The sequence below is a fragment of the Roseibium album genome (genome assembly GCF_965233825.1).
Lineage (GTDB): Bacteria > Pseudomonadota > Alphaproteobacteria > Rhizobiales > Stappiaceae > Roseibium > Roseibium album.
The window spans coordinates 6,349,236-6,363,083 of the sequence record NZ_OZ247583.1; the positions used below are offsets into that span (position 1 = coordinate 6,349,236).

At 55.5% G+C, this 13,848-nt stretch carries 9 protein-coding genes; 4 read left to right on the plus strand and 5 right to left on the minus strand.

The genetic code is table 11. The annotated features are described in order from the left end of the window. Position 1: 1 nt before the first annotated feature. From ACO6TI_RS29210 to ACO6TI_RS29220, 3 genes are all read right to left on the minus strand, one after another. Entirely contained in the window at positions 2-901 is a 900-nt protein-coding gene (locus ACO6TI_RS29210; protein WP_422383891.1) for an ABC transporter permease, read from the minus strand. Continuing rightward, positions 894-1,871 carry an ABC transporter permease gene (locus ACO6TI_RS29215; RefSeq protein WP_055110965.1) on the minus strand — a complete coding sequence of 326 codons (978 nt, stop codon included), beginning with the start codon at positions 1,869-1,871 and terminating at the stop codon, positions 894-896. The genes ACO6TI_RS29210 and ACO6TI_RS29215 overlap by 8 nt, the downstream gene beginning before the upstream one ends. Positions 1,872-1,976: 105 nt before the next feature. Continuing rightward, complete coding sequence (locus tag ACO6TI_RS29220; RefSeq protein WP_055112520.1) at positions 1,977-3,632, minus strand: ABC transporter substrate-binding protein; 1,656 nt, start codon at positions 3,630-3,632, stop codon at positions 1,977-1,979. A 241-nt stretch (positions 3,633-3,873) separates the two neighbouring features. Here ACO6TI_RS29220 and ACO6TI_RS29225 point away from each other — a divergent pair, with 241 nt between their 5' ends. Then, entirely contained in the window at positions 3,874-4,662 is a 789-nt protein-coding gene (locus ACO6TI_RS29225; protein WP_055110962.1) for an IclR family transcriptional regulator, read from the plus strand. A gap of 148 nt (positions 4,663-4,810) precedes the next feature. Then, entirely contained in the window at positions 4,811-6,538 is a 1,728-nt protein-coding gene (locus tag ACO6TI_RS29230) for a M28 family metallopeptidase (protein WP_196894114.1), read from the plus strand. A 288-nt stretch (positions 6,539-6,826) separates the two neighbouring features. Here ACO6TI_RS29230 and ACO6TI_RS29235 read toward each other — a convergent pair whose 3' ends face one another. After that, the gene (locus tag ACO6TI_RS29235) at positions 6,827-8,431 is read right to left on the minus strand and encodes a DUF6351 family protein (protein WP_158510314.1); all 1,605 of its coding nucleotides are present in this window, start codon (positions 8,429-8,431) and stop codon (positions 6,827-6,829) included. 112 nt (positions 8,432-8,543) lie between these two features. Here ACO6TI_RS29235 and ACO6TI_RS29240 point away from each other — a divergent pair, with 112 nt between their 5' ends. Then, entirely contained in the window at positions 8,544-10,745 is a 2,202-nt protein-coding gene (locus ACO6TI_RS29240) for a cation:dicarboxylate symporter family transporter (RefSeq protein WP_055110955.1), read from the plus strand. Between the two features lie 390 nt (positions 10,746-11,135). Here the strand turns inward: ACO6TI_RS29240 and ACO6TI_RS29245 are convergent, their stop codons facing one another. Then, positions 11,136-11,300 carry a hypothetical protein gene (locus tag ACO6TI_RS29245; protein ID WP_158510313.1) on the minus strand — a complete coding sequence of 55 codons (165 nt, stop codon included), beginning with the start codon at positions 11,298-11,300 and terminating at the stop codon, positions 11,136-11,138. Positions 11,301-11,660: 360 nt separating this feature from the next. On the opposite strand from ACO6TI_RS29245, the gene ACO6TI_RS29250 reads away from it, so the two are divergent. Next, a complete protein-coding gene (locus ACO6TI_RS29250) occupies positions 11,661-13,769 on the plus strand; it encodes a HAMP domain-containing methyl-accepting chemotaxis protein (RefSeq protein ID WP_055110953.1) in 2,109 nt (702 codons plus the stop codon). The last annotated feature ends 79 nt before the right edge of the window (positions 13,770-13,848 follow it).

Here is a 13,848-nt window from a genome sequence, read left to right on the forward strand (position 1 = left end):
CTTAGCGCCCCAACTTCGGGAAGAGCAGGTTTTCATACCCACGCGAAATGAAAAAACCGGCGCTCACCACCAGGATGATGGCAAGGCCGGGCGGGATGAACCAGTAATAGGCCTGACGGGCGAGTGCCTGACTGGCAAACGCATCCTGCAGCATGAACCCCCAGCTGATGGCGTCCGGATCGCCGAACCCCAGAAAGCTGATGGACGCTTCGGTCAGGATCGCCCAGCCGATCGCTATGGAACCGTAGAGGAACGACAACGGCAGAATGTTCGGAGTGATATGACGCAAGATGATCTTGAGATCGGAAGATCCCACGACGCGCGCCGCCTCCACATATCCGCGCGAGCGGAGCGACAGGACCTGAGACCGGATGACCCTGCCCGTGTCGCGCCAGAGAACAAGGCCCATTGCGATCACCGTGTTCCAGATCGAGGGTTCTGAAAATGCAGAGATGACGATTACGAAAGGAAGAAAGGGGATCCCGAAGGCCACGTCCGCCAGTCGCATCAGGACCGCGTCCACCCATCCGCCGAAATATCCGGCAAGCAGACCAACGATTGATCCGATGAAGGCGACCATGAAAGCGGCTGTGAACCCGACCAGCAATGCGGAGCGCGCACCCCAGACAATCTGAGAGAAGATATCCCGCCCAAGCGAGGTCGTTCCCAGAAGATGTCCTTTCGCACCCGGAGGAAGATCGGAGGCGAGATCGTAGTCGGCCGTATAAAGAATTTCCGAGGGGTCGTAGGGGGCAATGTAGGGTGCACAGATCGCCGTGAAGATAAAGACTGCATAAATCACGAGGCCAGCCAGGGCGAACGGGTCGCCCACGGGCAGGCGTATCGCTGCAAAGATACGGGCAACGCCGCTTTCGTGCGTGTCTGCAACCGTCTCAGGCATGGGAGATCCTTGGATCGAGGAATGTGTAGAGCAGATCCGCAATCAGGTTCATCGCGATGACCACAATTGCAATCATCAGGAAAGCCCCTTGTGCCAGCGGATAATCGGACGCCAGAACGGCGGCGACCAGCTCTCGACCCAGGCCTGGCCAGGAGAACACGCTCTCCACGACCACATTGCCCTGCAGCTGATATCCCACCGCAATGGCAAAGGAGGTGACAACAGGCAGCAGCGCGTTGCGTGCACCGTGACGAACGACGACCGCATAGGACGAAAGGCCCTTGACCTTCGCCATGGTGACGAAATCTTCCTTCATGACGTCCAACATGTTGGAGCGCATCAAAAGCAATGGCAGGCCTTGCGAATAGATCGCCAGCGTCAACATGGGCAGCGCCAGGTGGGAAAGGAAATCAGCAGATGTATAAAGCGCCCAAAGGCTGCTGTATTCCGTGCCGGCCGAGCGCGTTCCACCCGCTGGAAACCAACCCAGAGAGAAGGAAAAGATCGCCAGAAGAACCATTCCGAGCCAGAATTCCGGCATTGCCCGGGTCGCCAGCACGACAGGCAACGCGGCAACTTCAACACGTGAACCACGCCGCCATGCGAGCCAGGCGCCTGCCAGAATGCCGAACACATAGGCGACAATCAGCGAAGAAAACGTCAGGATCAGCGTGTTTGGCAGCAACAGCCAAATTCGCTCGGCAACAGGTGCGCGGTAGCGGAAGGAATATCCAAGCTCGCCCTTCAGAAGATTGACGAGATAGGTGAAATACTGTTGCCAGAGCGGTTTATCCAGACCGAACTGACGGATGAGCGCTTCTTGCTGTTCTTCTGTAAATGTCGGATCGATGTAGGCTGCCAGCGGACTGCCGGGCATGAGCCGGAACATCAGGAAAAGAATGGTCACCACAGCCCAGAGGACCAGCGCCAGTTGCAGCGTTCTGATGAGCAGAGGCTTGAGTGAATTCATCGCATGTCCCGAGCGGTCGCTGACGCGTGCAGCAACAACAAAAACCGAAGTTTCCTGGATTGGAAACGCGCGATGACCATGCCACCGCGCGTTTTGTCGGAGGTCTTACTTGCCCAGGGTTTCCGAGACACCTTCAGGATAGGCAAGACGCTCGCCAACCCCGCCGTAACCAGCTTCCTCGAGGATGCTTTTGGCAACATCCGGACCAGCCTTGAAGCCGTCAACGACATCAGCCGCGTGCCAGTATTCAAGTGCTGGCGAAACCACCGAATTCGATGGAACCGCAAACTTCTTGAACGCCGCGTTGACAATCAGCCGGCGATCCACGGCACTGGACAACGCCCTGCGGAAAGCCGGATCGTCAAAGGGAGGACGCCGAAGATTGAACGCCACATACCGGAACCCGATGTCGACCGTTGAGACAACTTGCAGGTCGCCATCTTCATCTGCTGCGGTAATCAGCACCTGCGGGTCGCCCTGGAAGTCTGTGAGGAAGTTCAACTCGCCCGAACGAAGCATGCCTAGCGCTGCTTCCGCATTCGGAACAATCCGAAGAATGAAGCGGTCCGCTTTGGGGGCATTGAAGTGGTCGGCATTGGCTTCAAGCACAATTTCTTCATTTGGCAGCCACCGCACGAATTTATACGCGCCCGAACCGATCGGCATCTCCTCCTGATGGGATTCCGCATTTTCCTCCTTTGAGGAAAGATCGGCCAGGATAGGCTCCCACACGTGTTTGGGGATGATATTGATCTTGGCAAGGCTGGACGTGAGGAAGGACGCGGAAGGTGTGGCCAGCGTGAAAACGATGACGTTGTCACCCTCGATTTCGATGTTCGTGATGTTCTGCCCGAACGGCGCATACATGGGCGCTTCACCGCCGGTCGTTGCCTGATAGGAGAACACCACGTCTTCGGCTGTGACCGGGTTGCCGTCATGGAATTTCAGGCCATCGCGGAGCGTTACCGCAATGGTCTTTTCGTCGCGCCACTCATGACCTTCCGCAGCCCATGGTGTCGGCAGACCGTCCGGCCCGACACGGTAGAGGCGATCATAGATCAGTTCGGTCAACCAGTTGTCGGTAACACCGGAAATGTAAAGCGGGTTCACCGCGATCACATTGTCGGAACTGTTGACGATGACGTCTTTTTGTTCGCCGGTCGGAGCCAGCGACAACCAGGTCCAGTAGCTGCGGATCCCGATGCCGGACTGATCGACGACCGTCGCCGGATCGAACACCGTCTTGTCAAATGCAAAGGCCTGCTGGGGATGCACAAGCATCATGTTGGGCTGGTCCGCGTCCAGCATCTTCTGTGCCTCGATCACAAGCTTCTGGCGTTTTTCCGGATCGACCGTCACACGCTGCTCTTCCACCAGCTTGTCGTATTCGGGGTTGTTGTAGCCAATGAAATTGTAACCCTTGTCGGCGGTCGATGAATGGAAGAGATTGTAGATGATCTCGTCCGGGTCGGAACGTTCCGGGCGGCCGGTCATTTGCCAGGCGGTCACGTCCCAGTCATCACGATTGTACCAGACTGCGTTGGCCATCTGCGACCACGGCATCACGTCAACTTCAACATCAAGACCCAGTTTGCGCCATTCCTGTGCAATCAGCTGGATCGCCTGGAACTCGGCCGGTTGCGCTGCCTGTGGCCGGGACAACAGGTGAATTGTACGTATTGGATCCTGCGCGGAAACGGACGTTGCATAAAACGACGCCCCCAGCGCGGCCCCCACGGCAATTTTGAAAAAAGTCTTCAAGGTCACTCTCCTGTTGACTGGGCCCGAGCGCAACGCGTTCAGGCCATTTCGGTTGCGCGAGGCCTCCGTCAGCCTTGCCAAGGCGCGGAGCAGGCCGCCCGATCACACCAAAAATCCACACCGGATAAGATCAGTGGTGATCCCTTTGGTGAAGATTTTGTTTTATTCAGTAAAACATTTTTGATATGCTTCAATCAGTAAAACACATAGAAAATTAAAATCAATAGAGTGAAGGAAGAAAATGGTGACATCGACAGCACCAGGCGCAGCTGAGCGGAAGTCGTACCGGATTGATGCAGTGGCTCGGGCATTGCGGGTTCTGGAAGCTTTGGGCGACACCCCCGGCATCGGCGTCACCGCACTGGCGGAGAAGCTGGGGCTGACGAAGTCCATCGCCTTTCGCCTGCTGCAGACGCTGGAAGAAGACGGCTACGTCCAGCGCGACGAGGAGCGAGCGATCTATTCACTCGGCTATCGTGTCGCATTACTGGGCGAACGTGTCGGACGCAAGGGAGCACTGCTGCAGGTCGCACGCCCCGTCATGGACGCGCTAAGGGACGAAACAGGAGAAAACGTCAATCTCGTGGTGCGCGAAGGCACAGCCGCGATTGCCATCGCGACTCGGGAAGGTCTTCATAGCATAAGATTGTTCGCGCAAACCGGCAGGCGCGGACCATTGCATGCGGGAGGCGCGTCCATGGTGCTTCTGGCTTATGCTGAACCCAGCATCCGTGACCGTGTGCTCGACGCTCCGCTGGAACGGTTCAGTCCCCACACAATTACCGATCCTGAACGCCTGCGCGATGCTCTCCTACTCATCCGGTCCAACCGCTACAATGTCGCGACCAACGACCTCGACGATGGTGCCTTTTCCGTTGCCGCGCCCATCCAGAACACGGCCGGTGAAATCGTCGCCGGGATCTCTGTCGCCGGCGCCTCGGCGCGGCTCGATGAAGTTCGCCGTGCCAGCTATATCGAGAAAGTCGTCGAGGCCGCGGCGGAAATCTCAAAGCGCCTTACGCTTGGCTGACACTCATGCCGGATTTGAAATCCCGCGATCTATAGCGCCGTCTTGTTGCAATGACTCCTGATCACACGGGTTGCGGATGATCTCGACTTGCTGCTAGTGTTTTATTCTGCATTACATTGTTTCACTGAATAAAACACTGGAAGCTCCCATGAACGCCACAGAAACTGCTTTGCTTGATCAAGTCACCATCCACGACCCCTGGGCGCTGGTAGAGAGCTTCGCCACCTTCAAGCGCGAACATCCGGACGACGTGAACCGAGGCATGGAGGAAGTTGTTTCGCGACTCGAGGCACACGGTGTCGAAGTCAAGGTTCACGAACCGGATCTGTTTCTGAGCCTGCCGGGAGAAGCGCGAATTGAGGCGGATGGCACGACATTCCGCGCCAAACCTCCCGCCTTCAGCGCAGATGCGAGGACTGGCCTGACCGGTCAACTGGCCTATATCCCCGGCACGACGAACATGGACGAGGAGGATGCCTTCGAAAGTCAGTTGGAGGCGGGGCCGGAAATGGAAGCGAAGGTGCGCGGCAATATCGTCCTGACCGAAGGTTTTGCCAGTCCTGCAATCATATCCCTGATGGAGGGATGCGGAGCAATCGGCGTCATCGCAATCAATCCCGGCATCGATGTTCACTGGGGGATCTGCACGACGATCTGGGGTATACCCGGCGCATCCGACCTGGCCCGGAAACCCGGCATTCCGGCCGCCGCGGTTAACCTGGAGGCCGGCAAGGCACTGATCGAGCTGGCAAGGTCCGGTGGTCATGCGACGATTTTTACCGAAATGGAGGAAGGCTGGTTTCGGTCCAAACTCCCGGAAATCACGATCAGCGGAACTGAGGAACCCGAGAAATACGTTTTGCTGCACGGCCATCTTGATAGCTGGGATGTGGGTGTTGGCGACAATGCAACAGGCGACGCAACGATGTTGGAGATTGCGCGCGTTCTTTGGGCCAACCGGGACAAGCTTCGGCGCACGGTCAAGATCTGCTGGTGGCCAGGCCACTCGACGGGTCGCTACGCGGGATCAACCTGGTATTCGGATACCTTTGCGCTCGACCTGGATGAAAACTGTGTCGCGCAGGTAAACTGTGACAGCCCCGGGTGTCGATGGGCCACGGAATTCATACACGTTTCGGTCATGTCCGAAGCCCATGATTTCCTTGCCGGCGTAATTCGGGATGTTGCAGGCAAGAAACTGCAATCCGAACGCCCCCATCGGGCCGGAGACTATTCATTCAATGACATCGGCCTTTCAAGTTATCTGATGCTGTCATCGGCCATGACGGACGCTCACCGCGAAGAACTTGGCTATTATGCCGTTGGTGGCTGTGGAATGAATATCGCCTGGCACACGGAAAACGATACGCTGGAAATTGCGGACAAGGACATCCTGCTCAGGGATATCAAGGTCTATCTTCTGGCTGTATTCAGGAATGCCAATGCATCGGTACTGCCAATGGACTGGCGGGCAACGGCGCGTGAATTCCAGACAACCATCGACGACTACCAGAACCAGGCAGGAACCGAATTCGACCTTTCCGGCTGTCGTGCGGCCGCGACGGCGCTTCTGTCGGATCTGGAGAGTTTTTACGATGGCGTCGCAAGGGGTATTGTTTCCAAGGCCGCTGCAAATACGGTCATCCAGGAGCTGGCGCGTATTCTGGTGCCCTTGAATTTCAACCGAAGCGACCGGTTTCGGCATGACCCCGCGCTGACCATCCCTCCCCTGCCTTCACTGGAAGAAGCGACGAAAATCGCGGACCGTCCGGTTGAGCTGAAAGGATTTTCGCGCACCGAACTTGCGCGCGGCCAGAACCATGTAATCGCAGGCATCCGGACGGCGCAAAAACTGATCGCCAGGCTATCAAAGTAGAATTCTGTTGCCCGCACCTGAGCACCGGTGAATTGCCGCACATTGGAGATTGCGAGATATATAGGCAACGTGACACTGGGCGACATTTGGAGTTTTGGATGCGCGCTGGTGAACTCAAGCGCCCGCCCCTCCTTCCGCGCAAATTGGCAATGCGATCCTGCGCGGAAGGTCACCATGTCGGCTTTTTCGATGAGATATCAGAACAAAAACGCAAGTCCTGCAGGCAATTCGAGGAACGGCAAATGGTGACCGGCGTAACGCGAATGAGCCATTTCAAGGCTCTGACGGCTAGCGCCGGGTAAGGTCGAAGTTTTCGCAACTGAAGCTCGCCGGATCATTCGGGTCGCCGGACCCGTCATAGGTCACAGTGCCCGGGTGTGCGCAGATGATCCGCCCGTTGCCTGTTGGCTCCCGGGTCATCGGGTTGACGAATGGGGCATCCAGCTTTTCAGGCGCCACACCGGTGTTCAGCCAAATCTCGAGGGCCGCAATGTAGTTCGTTCCGTCCGGACCTGGACCGCCCTGGCAATGCGCGACACCGGGACGGATGAAGAGCCGCACGTCATCTCGCGCGGTCTTGTCAAAGGCAAGTACGTTTTCGTAATAGTCAATCGTCCCATAGGCAGAAAGTGAGCCGTCCATCCAGCCGTTGTCTATGATCAGCTTGCCGCCGTTGGCCCGGAATTCCGAAAGGTTCGGGTCGGTCGCATCCAGTGTCGGCGACAGCCGAGCAGCGTTATGCGCATAATCTGAGAAGTCATAATCTTTATAAGTCCAGTCCGGATCGCTATAGAAGAAATACTTCATCAGACCGGTCGCGAATCCCCACCGGGCGTTCGGAACGGGTGGCGCTTCGAACACTTCGTCCTCAAGACCGGGATGGAAGTCCACCTGTTCCTTGGGTATGAACCCGCCTGTGATCCATCGCTCCCACCCCAGGGGATTTCCGGGAAGCTCGGCGCCATACGGAACGCCTGGCCACTCGGAATTTCCGTAGGAGAGGCTCCCATAGACCGCCTCAGCTACCGCAACCTGCTCTTTGGTAAGGCATTGGTTGGTCCCTTCGGTACCACACTCCAGTGCAGAGACATCAATATCGCATTGCCTCGGGTCGTTCAGTATCCCGTCTGCCAGGCCATCCAGCGCATCACATCGGGCCATGACCGCATTGCCAAGCACCTGAAGTGCACGGGCATCAATCACAGGTGTCGTGATCTGGTCGGGATTGGGGTACATGAGTTGGGCTTCTCGGGTCCAGCGCCCGGCGATCTCATCGGTCCAGCTGTAGGCCGGCGCACCGGCATAAATGCCATCAAAGAGATCCGGTGACCTCTGGGCCAGCATCAAACCCTGTCCACCTCCGCGAGAACACCCGAAGAAAATGTCACGCCTGCTCGGCGTGCCATAGTAGTCTTTTATGATCGCTTTCGCGTGCATCGCCGTCCGATGCACCGCCATGTGACCAAAGTTGACCTGTCGTTCGAGATTGTTCAGGGCCCAACTTGCGCTCAATGCATTTCCCTTGTGTCCGGTGTCGGTTGCGACGGTTGCCCAACCGCTCCCGACAACGTTCCAGAGATCCTGCGCTGCATTCGCGTAGTTTCCAGCGAACCCGCCACTTCCCCCCATGACGAACTTGCCGTTCCAGTCGTCAGGCAGCAGCAACACAAATCCGGTTTCTGTTCTGATGATGCCTTCAACCCGGCAATGGCCGACAGGTTTGGTGAGGAACGTTGCTGAAACAAATGCAACATCGGGATAGTCAGCAAGATTCTGCAGCTCGCAGGCCTGTTCCCGGGCTGTGACATCTCCGGAATTTACGGCAAATGCAAATATTGCGGTCACCGCAATCATGGGCCAATTCGCCATAGCCTTGGATATTCTCGCGAGCATCGTGACTCTCCTCCCCAAACCTGAGTACGTTACCCTCATGAATCGAATGCGCAACCTGGAAACAAGCACCTGAATTGCAATTTGAAATGCGAGGGCAAATGGAAACACCCCGATGCGCATAGGCAGGATTGATCTCGCTCTTCAGGTGCTGATCGGATTGGGCGCAGGCCTTCTTACCGGTCTCTTTTTGGGGGAGCTTGCCGCGCCACTGAATTTTGTCGGAACAGCTTTCATACGGCTTCTACAGATCACCGTTATTCCGTACATCATGGTGGCGTTGATAACGGGTCTTGGCCGACTCGAGATCGCCGAAATTGGCAAATTGGCCCGCACAGGCGGCGGAGTGCTTGGACTTCTTTGGTTGCTGGGGATTTGCCTCGTTCTGTCAATGCCGCTCGCCTTTCCAGACTGGCCGCAGAGATCCCTCTTTCAAAAATCTTCTCTCGAGGCAGGCACGCCCGTCGATTTCCTGCTGCTTTTCATTCCCTCCAATCCTTTCCACGCCATGGCCAACGCAATTGTTCCGGCAGTTGTAGTCTTCAGCATCTTTGTAGGCCTGGCACTGACGGTGACACCACGGCGGGAGTTGATCATTGAGCCCTTGCTGGTGTTGGGCGACACGCTCGCCAGGATCACTGGCGTGGTGTCCCGTTTGTCGCCGATCGGAGTTTTTGCTCTGGTTGCAGCACTGGCCGGCACGGTCAGCGCGGATGATCTTTTTAGATTACAGGTCCATGTCGTGGTTTCCGCTGCCCTTGCGCTTATTGCAGCGCTTTGGCTCTTGCCTGCGATTGTCTCGAGCATCACTCCACTTAGGCATTTTGCAATTTTGCGCACATTACGTGCACCGATGCTGACTGCATTCGCAACCGGGAGCACTCTCGTCATACTCCCGATGCTTGCTGAAGCCTGCAAGCGCCTGATTGACGAGTCCACTGACGAGCGCCCAAGACTGCAGTCGCAGGACGAGGCCGAAGAAGAACGCGAAGTTCAGTCTTCCGTGGATGTTCTCATTCCAACTTTCTACAGTTTTCCAACCGTTGGAAGCGTTCTTGCGCTCGGCTTCGTCGTGTTTGGAAGCTGGTATGTCGGCGCCCCTATGGATGTCTCGCAATACGCCACTATGGTTCTAGGAGGCATTGCCAGTCTCTTCGGTGGCACAGCGATTTCGATCCCGTTCACGCTTGAACTTGTAGATCTCCCGGCCAGTCTTTTCGGTGTATTTTTATCCATCGACTTTATCGGCAGCAGGCTTTCGTCTCTCGTGGGTACGATGCACTACGCCACAATCGCGTTGATTGGTACTTTCGCGCTTCAGCGACAAATATGGTTTCGACTTCCTGTGCTTTTGAAAGGCTTGGTGCCTGGCCTGTTGGTCACAATCGCACTTCTTTTGGGGTTCCGGGTGGTCTACTCCAATTTCATTGTGGTGCCCTACACCGCCGCCGACGTCCTGTCCGAAGCACAGTTGCTTGGTACGGAGACTGAGGCGGTCGTTTATATCGAGGAACCGGAAGCCCCCTTGCCCGGTGGTCCAAGATCCTACGACGACATCGTTTCGTCAGGTTCTATCCGGATTTGTTACATCCCCGGAAATTATCCCCTGTCGTTTTTCAACAGTGCTGACAAACTGGTAGGCTTCGACGTTGAAATGGCGCACCGATTTGCGCTTCGATCCCGTTTGGAGCCGATCTTCCTGCCTCTTGATCAAGTCAGCAAAGCTCCGGACAAACTGGATTCGGGATATTGCGATGCCGTCTTCAATTCGACGACTGTTTCCCTGGATCGGACGACAACGACTTTGCAGACGGCCCCGCTCAGTCTTGCAACGCTCGCATTGGTTGTTCCCGAAAAGCAGCGCAAAAACTATGAGACCTGGGCCGACATTGTCGATTCCGAGGACATGAAGCTCGCGTATAGTGGTTATCACTCCTTGCCACGAGCAGCCGCGACCAGTCTTCCCACGATTGAGTTTGTTCCACTCAAGGGATTCAAAGAGCAACAGGCTTACTTTGAAAACGAAGGAAAAGGTGCAGATGCATTCATTGATACGGCCGAAGAAGGCGCTGCCTGGACCCTACTCTACCCGCGCTTTTCGGTTGTTGTACCAAGGCCAGTGACCCGCGTACCCATAGTTTACCTGACGGCCAAGGACAGCCCACTGCTGCTGAAGGCCCTGAACACTTGGTTACTGATTGAACGTGAAACCGGCGGCATTCAGGAACTTGAGGAATATTGGATTGAAGGTAGGAGAGATGCCGTTGCAACATCGCGTTGGTCAGTAATTCGCAACGTTCTTGGATGGGTCAACTAGCAAGGAGGGGTGTAATAACCACAGGAACTGCTGCACTCAAGACGACCGTGACTGACAACTTGGTATGTCCACGTCCGCTTTCCGCATTTTTTTGGACAAGCATGGCAATCATGCCTCCTGGCTTGGTATTCTTCTGTCCGAGCCAATTCGCCACCTTCCCGATGGCACCATGAACTGCACGTCACGGGGCTAAATTCTCAACTGCCAAAGATTGCATTTTCGTTTTTGCAGCCTGCAATCGACCCACCTTTTTCATTCTGGTGGATATGCAAATCAGGCTCGGCGGCTGATGAACCGGCGTAATGACGACAAAGCAACAGCTGACAATACGCGCCCCGTTATTGCATCAAGGATGTGTAGCTTTTCGCATCCGATGCAGGCCAATCTGGATCAATGCCCGTAATAGGCGGAATAAATGCCAAAGACGCCGACGACGACCAGGCTCAGGGCCCAGACCAGGTCCAGATTGAACCAGGACTTTGACAGGAATTTCAAACCGAGCCACAGGTATCCGGTGACAGCAACAAACCCTCCGGAGACCATCGCAATCAGCATTCGATTCGATTGCGCATCGCGCTACACCAAACATTTAATGAACAGTCTTCACAGTCCCGGTCAATGGTCTTTACGATACGCTCGGTCACACCATTCTCGAACCGAATTCCCTAGTGTTTAATCGGTAAAAAACGAGCGGGCGATACATGTGATGTAGAAATATTTAAGGACCTAAAAATTAACAATAGGCTGTTTACTAGTTAATTTTACTAACGCATGAATATCATCAAATACTTTCTTACTTAATCATAAATTTACTTAGAGCAACTCTAATAAAATCGACTTAAAATTGTATGCGACAGATCACATTATTCATTGATCTGGTGCTGCATTCAACCGTTGCTGGAGGGAGCAGTGGGAATGTTCAATGTCAAAATTGGTGGCAGGATCTATGCCGGGTGTTTTGCGCTTGTAGCCGTTCTGGTTGTTTCGGTGGTGACGACACTCGTGAGCGTCAGGCAAATCGAAACCAACGTTCAAAGGCTCGACGGACTGAGAATTCCCACATCAAACAGCAGTCAATCCATGGTTCGGGACATCTACGGGACTCTCGCCGCGTTGCGTGGATGGATGTTGACGGGAAATCCGGACTTCAAGGTCGAGCGGGAAGCGGTCTGGCAAAACATTGCACAACTGCGTGGAAAGATCGATGAGCTGTCAACGAACTGGACCAATCCGGAGAACGTTGACTCATGGAACGCATTCAAGGTTGTTCTTGACGAATTCGCCGAAGCCCAGAACCAGGTCGAGGCTCTGGCGAAAAGTCCAGATCAGTTTCCTGCGACAAAAATCTTGATCGAGGAGGCGGCCCCTCTTGCAGCATCAATGGTCGCGGACATCACCAAGATGATCGATATCGAAGGCAATTTGCCACCAGCCAGCGACGAGCACCAACGCAAGAAATTGCTTGGCATGATGGCCGATGTGCGAGGCACACTTGGTCTTTCACTGGCGAACATTCGGGCATTCTTGCTGACCGGCGACAAAGACTTCCAGGCAAATTTCGAAACGCTCTGGGTAAAGAATTCAAAGAGGTTCGAGGACCTGACCGGCAGCAAGGATCAACTCAAGCCAGACCAGCTTGAAGCGTTCGAGCGATTTTTGGCGTCGCGCGAAAATTTTGCGCCGCTGCCTGCAAAAATGTTTGGAATCAGGGGGTCTGAGCGGTGGGACGCCGCCAACTATGCCCTCAAACACGAAGCTGCACCTCGTGCCGGAAAGCTGCTCACGACGCTTGTCGGGGCAAAGGATGACAACGGCATCCGTGGTGGCGGAATGGTCGACAATCAACGCGCACTCATGACGCAGGACGCGGAAAACATTGCAGCGAGCGTCGACAGTCTGACCAGGCTGGTCTGGGGTCTGCTCGGCCTCGGTCTGGTGTTGGGTGTCGCAGTCAGCTATTTGACGGCTCGCTCGATCGTGCGCCCGGTGACCGGAATGACAGGTGCCATGGCAAGGTTGGCCGAGAACGACATCTCCACCGAAGTCCCTTCCGTGGCACGGCGTGACGAGATCGGTGAGATGGCAAAGGCCGTACAGGTTTTCAAGGAAAACATGATCCGGGCGGCAACACTTGAACAGGAACAGCAAAATGCCGCTCTGGAGGCTGAAGCTGAAAAGAAGCGCATGATGGAGGATCTTGCCAACGACTTCGAACGGGCGGTCGGTTCCATCATCAATTCCGTGTCGGGAGCATCGACCGAACTACAGACAACTGCGCAATCCATGACCAGCACGGTTGAGCAAACCAGTATGCAGGCAGGCGTGGTTGCAACCTCGTCGGATCAGGCAAACAGTAACGTGCAAACCGTCGCGGCGGCGACTGAAGAAATGGCCGCCTCGGTCCAGGAGATAGGTCGTCAGGCCGAGGATTCATCCAGAAAAGCTCAGGCGGCTTCCGCAGAAGCCGAGGAAACAGTCGAAAAAGTTGGCGCTCTGTCAGAAGCTGCAACAAAGATAGGTGCTGTTGTATCCCTCATTCAGGACATTGCTGAGCAGACAAACCTTCTTGCGCTTAATGCCACGATCGAAGCCGCACGTGCTGGTGAGGCCGGCCGAGGTTTTGCTATTGTTGCCTCGGAAGTAAAGGATCTGGCGTCTCAGACTGCAAGTGCGACCACGGACATCGGCGAGCAGATTAATGCCATTCAGGATTCGACACAAACGTCGGCGGAAGCAATCGGCAAGGTCACTTCCGCCATCAGTGACCTGAACGAGATTGCCGCTTCGATTGCCGCAGCCGTCGAGGAGCAATCCGCTGCGACCAGTGAGATTGCCGGAAATGTGCAACAGGCCGCCGTTGCCTCGCAAGAAGTTTCGGACAGCATCGGCGAGGTCAATCAATCCGCGGCTGGATCTAGTGCAGCAGCAGCGCAAGTCTTGTCTTCGGCGGGCGACCTGTCACGACAGTCAGAGTCACTGCGCAATGAAGTCGACAGATTTCTTCAGGGGATCCGGGTTGCCTGATTTCGTAAATGAGACTGGACGAGTATCCGGACAACCCGGGCCCTTGTGAAGAAGCCGGCGCATGACTTCCAGACGCAGA